Raw genomic sequence first — 14,871 nt, 5'->3', positions numbered from 1 at the left:
AACTTCCCTATTCATGAGTCATTTTTCCCATTCTTTCGCTCTTTATATACATTTGTTCTTCTTTTCTTCTATCTTCAAACTCATTTTCTAATTTCCGATACCATTTGCCTTTTTTACATGCAAAGTACGCTTTTACTTCTCCATATGGTATCCAAATACCACGTGCGTGTATCCGTTCCATCACGCTATCTACTATATATTCTTCTTCATAACGTTTCGGTTTTCGTAAATACAAGATAATGAAACTTCGATATTCTTCTCGTAACCATTCTGCTATCAAATTCTTCTGATTTTGTGTGAGATGTGACCACTTCTTATTGGTTTGGAGAATTTGATGATCCTCGATAATATGATGTTCCACAGTTCTTCCCCCACTCTTCTCAAATAGATAGATATGATTATTATAACATATATTGCAAGCCTTTCCGCTTATTCCATCACCGTTCCTGATTACATATATGTGGTAAAAGAGGGAATAAAAGAAGCTATACGCAAAAGGCTAAAAGTTCCGCCAGGAACAGGTCGTATTTTCTTCCGTTTCTCTCCAGAAAATCTCCACCTTTGAAGATGGCCACTTCACGTTGTTTCGCAGTCATCTTCATCCTTGCCCAACTTTTTTCGGCACGTCAACGTATCGTTGCTAAGCTGACGACAAAAAAGGAAATCTTTAGGTCCTTCAGCTTACACGTCATATTGTACGTGCCGAACCGCCTGTACGATCGCCCATTGCTTTCACTTATTCTCTGTATGGATACGGAAACCATGGGGGACTCGCCCCCATACCCCCAGCTAGCTTCTGCCAAAAAAGAAAGGAAAACCTTCTCTGTATGTTTAGTTGCTCCACTTCATTCTTCAGCTAGATAGACATGCCATGATTCTAATGTTCTTTTACAGTAGCGGATATGCTCCTCTATCGTACATCTTGTACCCGTGTTACGATACAACTCATTTGTTGTTTCCTTATACAGCAACGACAGAAGTAAAGAGAAAATGAATTTCATCTCTCTCTCATACGGCTGCAATTCAGGTATTACTATTTCAACATCTCCCATTGTCAAATAATACCCACGATATCCCTTAAATACATCATTTTCATTGCCTGGCGAACTTGTATCGAATACTTCAAAATCCCCTACATAACTACACCAATTGAATTCAGGAATTGTAAGTAAAAATCGTCCGTTTCCTTCGTGATTATACACCTGTATTTCGATATCTCCCACTTGCGGGATACCGACTTGGGCATATACACATCCTGTTGTACCATTGTGAATACTCCATATGGCAGGAGCCGTTTCACCATATCGTATTGCTTTTTCCAAATTTCTCGCCTCCTCAGATCAATCCATTCTTTTTAGAAAATAGGCACTACGCATTTTGTGTAGCGCCTTCTCCGTCTTATTTCGCTGCACTCGTCACTTTCTTTTTCTTCGGAAATACAAACTGAATGTTTCCCTCATCTAATTTTAGATACGCATCAAATTCTTTTCCTGATTTCCCCTTTAAACCTTTTAACAGCGTCGTTTTCTTGCCCTCTAACAACTTTATCATATTACTTTCACTAATCTTCTGTCCTAAAAATTCTTTCGAAACAGAAAACTGACAACTCTTTAGATTGTCTTTCGCATATCCTGAACAACCATATATCGTTTTCTTATCTACGACTGGCTTTCCACAGGATGGACACTCTCCTATATGATGTTCAGTTTTTCTATCTTCTACAAAATCATTTATTGCCCATGTGTTTACTTGGTCTTTTGCTTCGTTGATGAGTTTCTGCGCTAACTTTTTGGAGGTTTCTACGAAAGGCTTATCCTTTTTCTTCCCTTCTCCAATTCCCTTCAAGTAGCCTTCCCATTTTGCAGTTAATTCGGGTGAGCCAATTGCGGTATCCTTAATTGCTTCCACCATCATTTTCCCTTTGTTTGTTACATGTACGATGTTCTTTTCAATTTTGATATACAACAGTGTTTTGATTCTCTCTATAATGCCTGATCTCGTTGCTTCGCTACCAATATCATGTTTGGCCATTACTGTAATCAGTTGCCCTTCTGTATATAGTTTAGGCGGTTGTGTTTTCCCTTCATGTAACTTGATTTCTGTTGTCTCTACAGTTTGACCTTGTTCTACAAGTGGAAGCGCCTGTTCTTTTTGGTTCTCTTTCTCTTCATTTTCTTCTTTTCCAAACACGACTTGCCATCCAAGATGGGTGATTTGCTTCCCTGTCGATTTAAAAACCTCGTGATTCACTTCAGTGAACAGTTCTGTTTGATTATACGTCATAGGTTCATAGAACGTTGCTATCACGCTACGCACGACCTCATCATAGAGCCACCCCTCTTCTTTTGATAAGGTTTCTAAGTTAGGAACTTGATTCGTGGGAATCAGTGCGTAATGGTCTCCGCATTTCTCATCGTCCACGTATGCTTTCTGATTTACGATGGTTTCTCTTTCTTTCTTTTCAATCAAAGTTTGATAATCCGTGATATTTGCTAACTTTTCTAGAATACTTGGTAATTGTGCTGCTTCTGCAACAGGAATATGCTGATATTCTGTTCGTGGATACGAGAGCATTCTTTTATCATATAAACTCTGGGCTGTCTCTAGTACAACTTTAGGTGACATCTTATACTTCTTATTCAGCTTTGCTTGTAAGCTCGACAGATTATATAATTTCGGCGCTTGTTTCGATTTTTGTTCCACTGTCATCTTTTGTATACGTGCTGTATACTCTTGCAAGTTTTGCAACTTTTCCTGTGCTTCTTCTTTTGAATGGAGTTTCATCATGTTATGATCTTGGAGGAGTTTTCCGACATAGGGTATTCCATTCGCCTCAAAATACCCATGAAGTTCATAGAATGATTGCACTTTGAAATTCTCTAATTCTTTCTCGCGTTGGCGAATTAGGTGTAACAAGGCTGATTGTACCCGCCCTGCACTGAACACCTCTTTCACGCCTTTCTTGTCTCGGAACAACAACGTAAATACTCGTGAGGCATTCATTCCTATAATCCAATCGCTAACAGCACGAGCTTGTTCTTCTAAATAATAACTATATGTTTCTTCTGCATCTCGCAAGTTTTGAAATCCTTTTCGAACAGCATCCTGCGTCATACTCTTAACCCACAAGCGTTTTTGTGGTGTGTTGTTCACGCCTGCCATAATAATAATATTTTTTGCAATCGCTTCTCCAGCTCTAGCAGGATCAGTCGCAATAATAATTTCATCTGCTTTTTGTAGCCATTGTTTCGCATTTTGAAAAATCGACTTTTTATCTTTTGACACCTTCATTTTAAACTCTTCTGGAATAATAGGCAGTTGGTCCATACTCCAGTTTTTCCATTCTTCTTTATACTCATCAGGGTTACATAATTCGATGAGATGACCGAGTGCCGAAATCATGACGACTTCTTCGTCTCCAAAGATTTCTTTGTCCTTCACCGTAATATGTGTACCTTCTCGTTTCGCACTTTGAAATGCTTCGGAATAACTTTTCATTTGTTGCGGTTTTTCACATAGTATCACTTTCACACAAATTCCTCCAACTTTTTAAATTTAGCTTGTTAACTCTAAAGGACTTTCAAAATCAATATCATGCGTTGCAATCCGTATGTTTCTTTCTGCACAATACTCAACCAGAAGACGGCTGATTTCTTCTGATGGAACATCATTATATTTCCCCTTCGCTTGTACCAAAGACCACCGCCCCCTTCCGTTACAACGAAATTCTAGGCAATGTGTGACTTTCTCTGTTCCTTTCTCTTCCATTACCACAATGTATACATCCTTATGGATTGCTTCTCGTGCATACGAACCGACACATATGTTTAATTTTGTTCCCACTTCTATTAAATGATGGTTGCTCGTTGCTAATAGAAAACGATACTCATTCGTTTCTGTTTCCAATTTTAGCTTTTCTTCCTTTTCGTACTGTATTTCCTCGTATGCGTATTCTACTTTATTTAAATCACTTGCCAATACATCGTGTAATGTTTCTAAATCATATAGTTTTGGTACTTCATACGTCGGCATCTCCTCCTGTAACATTTCCATCATTCGCACGATATCTCTCATATATTCGAATACACAATCTTCCTCATGCCTTTTCACCTGTTGTATGATTGCGTTCGCAAATCTTTTTTCACTTTTGAAATGTTGTTTCATCCGTTCGAACTCCTGTAAATAACTCGGATGCAGTTGTCCGATTACATCTTCAATGGACAGATTGTGAGAATGAAGTACGTCAGGGATTCTTGCTAAGTTTTCTAGCATATATTGTTTTATATCCACATTCTCAATGAGATGGACAATATGTTTGTACCACACCCATACACGTGGATTTTCAAATAAAAGGTTGCGTTCTTTTTTGGATACTTTCTTATCGAATAACCATTCTACAAGTTCTGACTGCTTATATGGCAACTGGGCTAACTGCTCTCTCTTATATTTATTATCTCTTACCTGAAATCTAAAGGTTGAATATTCCGTGAATTTTAGTGGCAACAACATCAACTGTGGATAGCGTAACAGAATCGGAAATTGCATGACACGGAGCTTTTGGTGTTCCGAAAACCATGTAGGTAAGATCGCCTGTAAGAAATCCTGATAGGCTTCTGTTTGTTCTATATACTGTACATGCTCGGATACAAATTTCCACGTAAAGGAACATGCGCCGAATGTGATATTTGCAATCCGATTTTTCTTGGGATTCGGACTTTTCCGAATCAAATAGGTTTGTTTCGTTTGCTTATTATGCGTGATATTGTATCGGTATATCGCCGAGATTTTTCTCATTTTCATTTTCCCAAAATCAAATTTCAAAATGTGATGATAAAACCCACAACTATATGTAATCTTATGTGCATCATCAAACACTTTTGTGTAAATAGGACTGATATAGGTCGCTCGCTCATATTTCCGAGTTGTTCTTTTTTTACAAATCGAGCAATAGTACTTATGTTTCTCCCGAAATATTCGAATGTATGCAGTGGAAAACTGCTTACATTCTTTGCAGTACACCAAAGAAACCGGTGTCTCTTCCGAAAAAATATCGTAGGAATTCATATAAAAACTTTCCTGAAAAGGATTCTTATACACGATTTCCACCGTATCCTCTCCCCCTTACCAACAGATTTCTTTCCTTTTTGGACGTTGCCCCTTTGATATCCTCATACTCTTTTTCTTCGATTTTCGGATTTGCTCTCCCATGTACTCCAAAACACGAGCGGTTATTTTTTCTGGAAAGAATCCTTGTCGTTCTAACAGAATGTTCTCAATTGCCCATGCTTTTCTTGTGTAATACTCATATTCTCCGCCTGTTTCATCCGCTGTCGCTTGTAAGGTACTTTCTGTTTTTGAAGCCTTATTGAGTAACTGTAAACCGTAATATGTTTGGCTGCGTGCCTCTCTGACTTCCTTTAGCAACAAATACAAATCGTACGTATGATACTGCTTCAACTCTTCTACAGACTGATGAATGTGTTCTAAGAAGAGTTGTTGTTGCATCTTAGTAAATTCAAAACGCTCCCCATCCTGACAAAGCTGTAAGATACCTGTTTGTTGTTCCCGAATACAACCACCACAGAATTCACAAATCTCTTGTACGACACCATTCTTATCAACTTGTATCGGAGTTGCACAGTATGGACAGTTCACGATTATCACACTACCTTTCTTTTTGATGATACTCTTATTCTATACCTAACTTAATTAAGTTTCAATAACTTTAATTAATTTTATTTACATTGCATTAACTCTTACCACTCGATATAATAAGATGTAGAGGTGATTACAAATGAAAACATCAGACTTAAAAACTCGGGATCGTTTCTCTAGCACACTTGATAAGGGGATAAACAAAAAATTCCAACAATTAACGGAAAAAACGCGTATTAATAAATCTAAATTACTAGACGAAGCTATTCGTGATTTAGTAAAAAAATATGAGAACCCTACAAAGGAATACTGACGTAGGGTTCTATTTTGTTATCCACTCCTTATTTTTCAAAACTCACTGTAACCTCTTCTTCCATCACGATTTCTTCCTGTTTTTCCTTCACTAAATCCGCAAATTTTTCTACCTGCTTTTCGTCTGTTACTTCTTCTGCTATGACAGCTAACTCTTCTTTTTGATCTATAATCTTGGCTTGTTGGTTCACCAGTAAAATATGTGATACTTTTTCAATCCTTGTGACAAATTCTTCCGCATTCACTTGTTCAATTCGATGAATATGCGGATGCTGTTCTACAATATACTCCCGTAATGCTTCCATCGTTGCTTCTGGGTGTTTTTCAAACTGTTCTGTTACCAATTCTTGAAAATTCTTCTTTATCGTATCCGTAGGTATTTCAGCTTGTTGTTTTACTAAGAAGTCTTTTTCAAGAGGCGGTGGCATAGTAGGTTCTTCCACTGTTTTTCCTTGCACCACTTCTTTTTCTATAAGCTGTTCCTTTTCTTGTACAACCGTCTTCTCATTATCCTTTTCCTGTAACGTTTCCTTTTGGTATGGTCTCGCCTGTTCCAGTTTTTGATTCCATTCTTGACTCTTTGTAAGGATGAGATTATTTACACGAACTACTCCATCAATGAATCTATTTTTTGTATATTGTTTCACTTGCCCTGGCGCGTCTTTTACCGTTTGTACATTTTGTTTCACTTTTTGCACAAAGGTTTCTTTTAAGGTTTGATAACTCTTTTTTACATTTTCTTTTAAGGTCTGAATGGCTTCTTTCCACGAAGCTCCCTTCTCTTTTTGTTCATAGTATTGATGAAGGGTTTGTTCTAAGCTCTTCACATGCTGATCTAATAACTCTTTCACATCCTCTTTGGTCAATGTAGAACCTTTCGGATTTTCTAAATCGCTTTCAATCAGTTGTTGCACGTCCTTCATACTTTTATTCAATACGTTTTTTACTGTAACCGTTTGTAAGTTGTCACGTAACACTTCCATTTCTTTTGCTAACCCTTTTTCTTCAGAAGGGGGATGTTCATATTCAAATGCCTGATTCACTTCATATACACCCGACTGTAGTCTTTGTAAAAAGTTAGATTCTTGTAACGTCTTCATCGTTTCGCTGACAGTGCGTTCGGATACCTGTGTTTGTTCTGCGATTTCTTTTTGTGTCATATGCAATTGATTTTTTGCATCCAATCGTTCCATCACAAAATTTAATACTTGAATTTTTTTCTCCCCTTGTAATTGTAAATCCAATAGCGCATTCCAATTTCTATCATGCTTCATTTCCATATAAACCACTCCCTCTATATAAAATAATTAATTAATTAATTAATATACCCCTCTTCACCTAAAGGCTGTTGAATACTGATATCCCCTACAATCCATTTTTTCTTTTCAGGACTATATACCATCTCAATATCTAATACCATTTGCGTGGTACTCGTTACACCGTTTACAGTCGTATTAATCCACACACGAGAAAACACATTCGCTTTCTCACCATTTTGCACAGTTGTATAGTATAGCTTGACATCTTTTATAGTTGAAACAATCGTTGTTTCTGGTGGTGTTTTTTCTGGCTTCTTTTCCTCTCCTGCTGGCTTTAACTTCCCTCTTACAGACTCTGTTGTATATGGATCTATTTTCGCCCAACCTTGCTCACCTTTCGAAGTATCGTACGTAAAGAAGGCTCGTAAAAAGGCGTCTGTATCCTTTTTTACTTTTGTTTCCTCATTGTTCTCTTTTGCCTGCACCTTCTCTTTTAATCTGGTATTTTCTTTCAAAACTTGTTTATATTTTGTTTCATATACTTTCACCTCCCCTTTTTGTTTCCAAGCATACCCAATCAATACCACTATACCTATAGATAAAATCAGAATTGCTATACTACGTCTCATTTCCCTTCACCCTTTCTCATCGTTACTGTACGCGACCAAACCCTGCGAGATGTTGCTGCCAAAATGGCGTCTTTAAATCTGCAAAATTAAGCGGATCACCCGCATGAAACATTTGCATGTTTCCTTGATATATACCTACATGTGTAATGTAAGAATCTGTTGGATAGGTAGAATGAAAGAATACGAGGTCTCCCGGCTTGGCTTCTTCCGCAGAAATCCGTTTCGTTTGATTCCACTGTAATTGTGCGGTACGATTAAGCTGGATACCTGCTGTATGATACGTCCACTGTATCAGCCCGCTACAATCAAATCCTTGCATAGGATTACTTCCGCCCCACACATATTTTTGTCCTTTATACTTCGTTGCTTCACCCATCACCTTCTGAAACAATTCATCCCCTATTGCTCCCGTTCCACTCGTACCGCCAACTTGGTAGTTTTTCAGCACTTTTTCGACATACGACACGTCGCCATAACAATAGGGGCTTCGAAAACCGCATTGCGTCCTTCCTCCATTGTGTGCTAGCGCAAATTGTTTCGCTAAGTCTAACGTATATGCGCCGCCATTTTTCTGTACAAAGTAGAAGAATCCTGTTCCAAAGTTATAACTCTGAAGAGATAATTTAATACGTTCTATATCTGTTGGACCTGTGACACCTGCTAACTCAAGAGAATGCTTTAATTCTTGTATCCCACACCAAATGGAATAATCCGGATCAGGTATTCCATTTTGGACTTTAGGATATTTTGTATTAAATGCGCCTTCGGCAGCCTGCATGACATCTCGCAATGTCCCGTTCGATTCTTGCTGAATTAAAGCCAGCGCAAGAGGAATATAGGCTTCCATACCAAAGGTTTGCGCATGCTTTCTGACTAAGGGCTCCCATTTCATTACTTCTGGTGATACAGTTGCTGAGCCGACTCCCATCGGTGTCTGAGGCTTCTCACTCCCTCCCCACATCATACAAGTGAAACAACTCAGCAAAATCAGTATCCCAATAAGTATCGGCTTCCAATTTCGTACAACGGTTACCGTTGTTTTGATATACATGTCTTATCCTCTCCTTCTCATCAGCACTTGACGTGTCATAAATTTCCTCATGCTTCCTGCCCCACTGGCCACACCTGTAGAATAGACAAACTTTTGTAACACAGCAGGTGTTGTGACTACTCCTATTAAAATACCTGTTCCTAAAATGGCGTGACCCGACAACATACAATTGAGTCCTAAATATAAGAAACTGACTTGGGCAGCTGCTGTTCCCACAATAGCAATCGTTTCTCTCCACCAAGTTGAATACATATCCATCTCTTCATTTAAAGCGGATAAGGCGACAAAAGGTATTAACACATAGCAAAAGACAATTTGCCCGAGTCTCATCATCATTTGGATATACATCATCACAAACAAGATAGCGAGTAAAACTAAGAAGAAAATAGCAACGAATACGACCGTTCCTGCCATTTTCAATTGATATATTTTCGAAATATTCCCTAACACAATTTCACTAACAGATTGATTTCCTTTGTCTCCTGAATTGAGTCCTAAATATTTTACAAATTGCTCTACTACCAATCCTTTATCCGAAATAAATCCCACCCAGAATGAATTGAGTTTGATCATGATGTCTAAAAATAACGGTAACATGAGAAGGCGATACGCAAATTTCCCGATATCTCCCATGATTTGAGACATCGTTCGTCTTTGAATCGAACCCGTAGAAATTGCTAAATACTGTTTAAATATTTGATGAAGGACAATCACACCTACTAAGGCATAGACGAGAAAACGAACCCAAGAGAACACATCTTGTATCACCTGTACCTTTTGATATTCCGCATCAATTTTTGTAACACTCACAATCGAACCTAAGAAAAAGTTTAAAAGCTGAATGGAGAGTTCTACAATCCACCGAGAAAAGGCTTCAATCGGATTCGTTACCGTTGTAAAAAAGTCTTTCACCGCTTGCCACATGCACATTCACTCCTTTTGTTACTGCGCTGGAGGCACAGTCGCTTGTTTTTGTTGTAACTTTTTGTTTTCTTCAATGACAATTTTGAGTTGCCCCACAATTTCTTTGATTTCAGATTCTTTCTCCTGCATTTGTTTTTGTAACTTTGTTTTCTCTTGTTCTAGCATTTGTATGTGTTTCTTTTGGTTTTCACTTTGTTTGTCCTGTTTTGCATTCACCGGTGCTGGTCGGATACTGTCTTTTGTGATAAGATACAAATTACAGGAAACCGATAGTGTCAACAATACGACACATAATTTGGTAGAAAGAGAGGAAGAGAAGGGTGCGAATGACCAATTTCTCTTTCTCTTTTTTTGTTTTTCTTCCGTTTCTTCTGGTTCTTTCACGAGTTCTTGCAACGCTTCCCATGTTGTAGATTGATAGATATGTTGTAAGAATTCATTTCTCATTTCTACTGATTGAAGCATGCAAGCTTCAAATGATTCGTTCGAAAAGGCAAAGGTAAGTAAACGTTTCATATGGGTCAACCTATCCTTTCGATTAAATCCCGTTACAGGCATGTGCTCCATCGCTTGATACATGAGTTTGACTTCCCCTTTTTTGTTGTAAAAAATGTTTTCTGGGATCGGAAGGAGCGTTGTTTCTTGATGTACTTGGAAGAGGTGACCCAAGCGAGACACCACTTTCCGTTTAATTGCTTCATTTTCTTGTTGGATACGAGAAAATGATAACAAATGAGGTTCTTTTTCATACCGAATGATGACATCTCCTCGTATGATTTCCGCAAAAGTACACGGTAACAAATACGGTTTGGCTTGTTTGATGCTGTCAAATGGAGCTTCTTGTTTTAACTTTGTTTTCGAAAACCGATACACATATTCTGTAGCGGTTTCCTCTAGTGTCCCGTCCCCAAATACAATAATCATCGCTACACCCCCGCTTTCTCTTTTTGTTCTTTCCTTCTTTGTGCTTCTTTCTCTTCGATATGTTCCACTGGCGAAAAATCTCGTTTTTGTTCTTTATACATCAGACTGAGTGTAATGTGCTGGATTGCTTCTTTCACCTGTATCAGAAATTGTTCTTCTGTTTCCTTTACGTCATGGTGAGGAACGAACTCTATATCTGTCATCATGCAAGTTGGATTTTTCTGGACAAGAAACTGAATGCCCTCTTCTCCTTCTTCCTCCGCTTCTAAGTCCATCGTATACAAAGCTTGTATGCGTCCATTTTTCTTTTCTACCCCTACAGGTTGTAGCACCTCGTCTCCCCATAGTTCTCGTTTCACCGTAATCGGTAAGGATACGGTTTCTTTGGTATTTTGTTCTTCCTTCTGTTTCTCACTTTCTGATGTTTCCGTTGTTTCCTGTACGTCCCCTTCACTTGGTACAGATGCTTGCGATTCGTCTTGATTATGTTCTTGTTTTTCCTCTTCTGATACAAGGGAGGACTCTACCGTTTCTTTTTGCTTTTCTTGTTTGGGTATACTCGATTCTACTGACTTCTCTTTTAAATGCCATCCCATATCTGCCTTTTCTCCTACTTGGTCAGCGAACCAATTGTCTACCCATGCTTTTTGCGCATGAATGGGTAATCTACCACGCTGGAACACATAGCACTCATTCTCATCCATCTGATTTAAGAGTTCATCCGGCGTCTTAAGCGGTCTTTGTACGTAAGTATAGGAGTGTTGATTGCTATCCCATTCACCAGGCGTTTGGCTATCATTTCGCAATCTTTTCGTTGTCACACCCAATCGTTCTGAGAAATATTTCGCTGTGCCGAGGTCGTTTGTGCCTAAAAAAAGAGTCGTATCACAATTGGCCATGATCTCTTCTGTCTGCTTTTCTCCATAACGATCCATCAATTGCCCCATAGCCTGTATAATGATGGATACTTCTATACCGTAAGAACGTGTCGTGGATAAACGCTCCGCAAAATCTGGAATTCTCCCGATGTTGGCAAACTCATCTAGTAAAAAGCGAACTGGTACATCTAACTGATTATGATTCGTATCCGCATACGCATATAGCTCTTGAAATAGTTGGGCAAAAAATGTATTAATTAACGCTCGATACGTACGGTCAGCTACTGGTATCACCACATATAAGGCGATTTTTCGTTTTCCTATATCAGACAATTGAAAGCTACTATATTTGGAAAACGTACGAACCGATTTTAATTTCCATAGTTTCATTGCCTTGGCTGCGTTACTTACAATCCCTGACCATGTTTTATCTGTCGCATTCTTAATTACACCAAACGCCATACGAGCAGAAGAATCTTCTTCTAAGTTGGCAAATCGTTTCTTTAATTGTTTCTCAGAGGGTTCTGTCAAGAAATCGTATACCGTGTCCATTGAATGTTTCTCTTTCGGCAGATTTTCTCTGACATATAAAATGCCTGCCGTAATCAAAGAAATGGCTTGGTCTTGCCAAAAACTATCTCCCGACTGCTGCCCTTCTTCTCCGCCTAAAACAAGCGTTGTTGCAAATTTTTCTGCATCTTCATCCAGTCCTACATAATCAATCGAGTTGTACATATCAGATAACGCCATATTTGAAAAATTAATGAGGTACACTTCATACCCCTGCTCTCTTTTCTCCCGAGAAGTAAGTTCATAGATTTCCCCTTTGGGATCCGACACGACAATCGATTTATTTTTCGTATTCACAACATTATTTAAGATATAACATCTTGTTTTTCCTGTTCCTGACCCACCAGCTACACATACATTTCGGTTTAACCGACTGGTTTTCTTATGAACCATCAAATTATCATTATAGACTGCTAAAACAGTTCCTTCTTCTTCCTTGTCCGTAGTCATATTTTGTTCATCAAAAATGGTTGCTTCATTTGAAAGAGACGCACTCCCTAAACCTCCGTATTCGCTTGCATCTTCCACCGTATGTGGTTTTACCTTTCTCCATGTTTGAAAGGTTGTATAAGCGAACATACCCAGTAGGATAAGTTGTGCATATTGATACAATTCAAGTCCTAGTGCGAACAATACGGTTTCGATTGGACTCTTCAAGTAGGTGACCGCAAGGTCTTTTGCTGTACCATCTGGCAACTCCATTAACTCGTCTTTATGTTCTAATAAAAAATCAATCATGCGAAGACCAAATGCCACCACATAATCAATCAAAAGACAGAAACTGAAGATCATTCCAACAGAAAACCAAAATGTCTTGCGAGAATCCGCCAAGGGCTTTTCTTTTCTACTCATCCCGCCTCCTCCTCTTTCGGTTTTCCACCCATCAATTCCCATTCCACCTCTGTGGGTTCAACGAGAAGATGAACTCGTTTATCTGCATAGATAAAAATACCTTGTCCCTTATTCTTCTTACGAGGTTTTAAAATTTTTCGTTCGCTATCTGAAAATTTGATCTGCGCCTGCGTCATCAAATCGTGAATAGATTTTTCTGCAAGTGGTAAGAACATTTTCATTAAACTATTTTCAATCACCGCTCCCCCGTAATTCTTTTTCCCATCGCTTGCTCGGAGCAATTCTTCTACCTGCTGCGTTGCGCCCCATACGCTTCCATCATACTTTCGAATCCGCTTCCAAATTTGATAAATAAATTCCATACTTTGCGGATTAGACGGGTCTGCGAATACGTGTAATTCATCTAAAAACAACGTCTTTCGCCCTGCTGTTCTCGTAATCTCATCCCATAGAAACGAAGTTGCATTGAACATCGCACAAGATTGTAAAGCTGAACCAACTCCTAATCTAGAAATATCAAACGAAATGAGTTGATTACGTAAATCTACATTGGTAGGTCCATTAAAAATACGATTATTCGCACCTGAAACGTATTGTTTCAGTACATAAGAGAACAACTTTAATGTGTCGTCTCCTTCCTCGATTTTTTTCATTAATAACGCATATAAATCTGCTAAAACAGGAAAATCTTCAGGGTCTTTTTGCTCAAAGTCTGTATCAAATGTCATGCGAAAAGGCTCTGATTCGTATAATTCCACTAGATAAGCATCTAATACCGCTAATTCATCAATCGTCATAGACGGACGCATAATCTTGAAAAAGACTTTTACACGTTCTAAATGCTCCAGTAATGGATTTCCTTTCTTTTTTGTATCTCGTTCATAAAACACGTGTAAGGGGTTGACACGCGTATCTGTGGTATTGGACAGTTCAATCACTTGTCCGCCAAGTTTCTGAACAAATTCGCTATCTTCTCCTTCTGGGTCCATGTTAAAAATGCGAATCCCTTCCATAAAATCACGCATCAGTAACATTTGCTTCAATTTGGTTTTTCCGTAACCCGATTGTCCTAAAATAATGCCATTTCGGTTCTGTAATTCCCATTTATTCACCACAATGAGTGATTTTGTTTTGATATTTCTTCCCATTGCAATCCCACGCTTGGTAAACAATTCGGTCTCATCAAAAGGAAAGAAAGTAGAGAATGCTTTTGTATCCATATTTCTGCTCGTGTATTCCCCTATTTTATTTTCTACCATAGGCAGACAAGATTCAAACGCATCTTGCATCCGTGAACTTGGCACATACGCAAAGAGATTACGAGCAGAAAACGCATTGGTTACCTTATCCGTTAGCTTTCTTAGCTGTTCTAAACTCTCGGCATGAAGCCGAATCAAGAAATGCACCAACAACATCCCCCCTGTATCATTCGCTACTAAATCCTCCAGCATATTGTTGGCACTTTCCAATTCTTGTTCTGCTCGTTTTCTCATTTCAGGATTTAATTTTCCTGAAATGAGTCGTGCTTCTAACTCTTCAATCGAATTACTAAAATCTTTAATCATATCGGTAGAAGAGGTCGGTTCTACATGATAAGTAAAAGAAATATTTCCTTCTAACCGATACAATTTAGATAAGAACCCCATATAACTACTAGATGGATAATCGGTAATACAAAGGATACGCTCATATCCATCGCCAACCTGTATATAATCCCTTTCTTCTTCAAAGATAGCGGGGGCAATCTGATCTGCTACCGAAAAACGTTGGAAGGTTGCTTCTTCTTTTTTTCTCTTTTTCTGAAATGACCACATGCG

General features: G+C 38.5%; 13 protein-coding genes. 1 reads left to right on the top strand and 12 read right to left on the bottom strand.

Annotation, left to right across the window (positions count from 1 at the left end; translation table 11 throughout):
- Positions 1-7 precede the first annotated feature (7 nt).
- The 5 genes from MHH55_RS35255 to MHH55_RS35235 all read right to left on the bottom strand — a co-directional run bounded on the left by MHH55_RS35255 (position 8) and on the right by MHH55_RS35235 (position 5,655).
- Positions 8-361: a transposase gene (locus MHH55_RS35255; RefSeq protein ID WP_078186579.1), complete on the bottom strand. Its 354-nt coding sequence runs from the start codon at positions 359-361 to the stop codon at positions 8-10.
- A 484-nt stretch (positions 362-845) separates the two neighbouring features.
- Complete coding sequence (locus MHH55_RS35250; protein WP_139362436.1) at positions 846-1,322, bottom strand: hypothetical protein; 477 nt, start codon at positions 1,320-1,322, stop codon at positions 846-848.
- A gap of 76 nt (positions 1,323-1,398) precedes the next feature.
- Entirely contained in the window at positions 1,399-3,531 is a 2,133-nt protein-coding gene (locus tag MHH55_RS35245) for a type IA DNA topoisomerase (RefSeq protein WP_078186580.1), read from the bottom strand.
- Positions 3,532-3,555: 24 nt separating this feature from the next.
- Positions 3,556-4,794, bottom strand: a complete 1,239-nt coding sequence (locus tag MHH55_RS35240) for a PcfJ domain-containing protein (RefSeq protein ID WP_254849739.1) — start codon at positions 4,792-4,794, stop codon at positions 3,556-3,558.
- 327 nt (positions 4,795-5,121) lie between these two features.
- A complete protein-coding gene (locus tag MHH55_RS35235) occupies positions 5,122-5,655 on the bottom strand; it encodes a hypothetical protein (protein ID WP_078186581.1) in 534 nt (177 codons plus the stop codon).
- Between the two features lie 139 nt (positions 5,656-5,794).
- Between MHH55_RS35235 and MHH55_RS35230 the strand changes: the two genes are divergently transcribed.
- Complete coding sequence (locus MHH55_RS35230) at positions 5,795-5,968, top strand: ribbon-helix-helix domain-containing protein (RefSeq protein WP_078186582.1); 174 nt, start codon at positions 5,795-5,797, stop codon at positions 5,966-5,968.
- A 28-nt stretch (positions 5,969-5,996) separates the two neighbouring features.
- On the opposite strand, the gene MHH55_RS35225 is transcribed toward MHH55_RS35230, so the two are convergent.
- From MHH55_RS35225 to MHH55_RS35195, 7 genes are read right to left on the bottom strand one after another with little or no spacing between them, the layout of a single operon-like run.
- Positions 5,997-7,247 carry a replication/maintenance protein RepL gene (locus tag MHH55_RS35225; RefSeq protein ID WP_078186583.1) on the bottom strand — a complete coding sequence of 417 codons (1,251 nt, stop codon included), beginning with the start codon at positions 7,245-7,247 and terminating at the stop codon, positions 5,997-5,999.
- A gap of 35 nt (positions 7,248-7,282) precedes the next feature.
- Positions 7,283-7,855: a hypothetical protein gene (locus MHH55_RS35220; protein ID WP_078186584.1), complete on the bottom strand. Its 573-nt coding sequence runs from the start codon at positions 7,853-7,855 to the stop codon at positions 7,283-7,285.
- 22 nt (positions 7,856-7,877) lie between these two features.
- Positions 7,878-8,906 (bottom strand): bifunctional lytic transglycosylase/C40 family peptidase, encoded by a 1,029-nt coding sequence (locus tag MHH55_RS35215; protein WP_078186585.1) that lies wholly within the window; start codon positions 8,904-8,906, stop codon positions 7,878-7,880.
- Positions 8,907-8,909: 3 nt separating this feature from the next.
- Entirely contained in the window at positions 8,910-9,830 is a 921-nt protein-coding gene (locus MHH55_RS35210; protein WP_340882724.1) for a conjugal transfer protein TrbL family protein, read from the bottom strand.
- An 18-nt stretch (positions 9,831-9,848) separates the two neighbouring features.
- Positions 9,849-10,754, bottom strand: coding sequence for a type VII secretion protein EssB/YukC (locus MHH55_RS35205; protein WP_078186587.1), 906 nt, complete (start codon positions 10,752-10,754; stop codon positions 9,849-9,851).
- Between the two features lie 2 nt (positions 10,755-10,756).
- Entirely contained in the window at positions 10,757-13,054 is a 2,298-nt protein-coding gene (locus MHH55_RS35200; RefSeq protein WP_078186588.1) for a VirD4-like conjugal transfer protein, CD1115 family, read from the bottom strand.
- On the bottom strand, positions 13,051-14,868 hold the full coding sequence (locus MHH55_RS35195) for a VirB4 family type IV secretion system protein (protein WP_078186589.1): 1,818 nt from the start codon (positions 14,866-14,868) through the stop codon (positions 13,051-13,053). The genes MHH55_RS35200 and MHH55_RS35195 overlap by 4 nt, the downstream gene beginning before the upstream one ends.
- Between the last annotated feature and the right edge of the window lie 3 nt (positions 14,869-14,871).

Origin of the sequence: Bacillus sp. FSL K6-2944 (genome assembly GCF_038005385.1) — a bacterium.
In the GTDB taxonomy this organism is placed as follows: domain Bacteria; phylum Bacillota; class Bacilli; order Bacillales; family Bacillaceae_G; genus Bacillus_A; species Bacillus_A cereus.
This window is presented reverse-complemented; position numbering and strand designations above follow the sequence as displayed.

Bases quoted from the DNA above. Each gene is read 5' to 3' on its own strand.
- MHH55_RS35240 (WP_254849739.1), bottom strand. From the start codon at position 4,794: ATGAGAAAAATCTCGGCGATATACCGATACAATATCACGCATAATAAG.
- MHH55_RS35230 (WP_078186582.1), top strand. From the start codon at position 5,795: ATGAAAACATCAGACTTAAAAACTCGGGATCGTTTCTCTAGCACACTT.
- MHH55_RS35225 (WP_078186583.1), bottom strand. From the start codon at position 7,247: ATGGAAATGAAGCATGATAGAAATTGGAATGCGCTATTGGATTTACAA.
- MHH55_RS35220 (WP_078186584.1), bottom strand. From the start codon at position 7,855: ATGAGACGTAGTATAGCAATTCTGATTTTATCTATAGGTATAGTGGTA.
- MHH55_RS35215 (WP_078186585.1), bottom strand. From the start codon at position 8,906: ATGTATATCAAAACAACGGTAACCGTTGTACGAAATTGGAAGCCGATA.
- MHH55_RS35210 (WP_340882724.1), bottom strand. From the start codon at position 9,830: ATGTGGCAAGCGGTGAAAGACTTTTTTACAACGGTAACGAATCCGATT.
- MHH55_RS35205 (WP_078186587.1), bottom strand. From the start codon at position 10,754: ATGATTATTGTATTTGGGGACGGGACACTAGAGGAAACCGCTACAGAA.
- MHH55_RS35200 (WP_078186588.1), bottom strand. From the start codon at position 13,054: ATGAGTAGAAAAGAAAAGCCCTTGGCGGATTCTCGCAAGACATTTTGG.
- MHH55_RS35195 (WP_078186589.1), bottom strand. From the start codon at position 14,868: ATGTGGTCATTTCAGAAAAAGAGAAAAAAAGAAGAAGCAACCTTCCAA.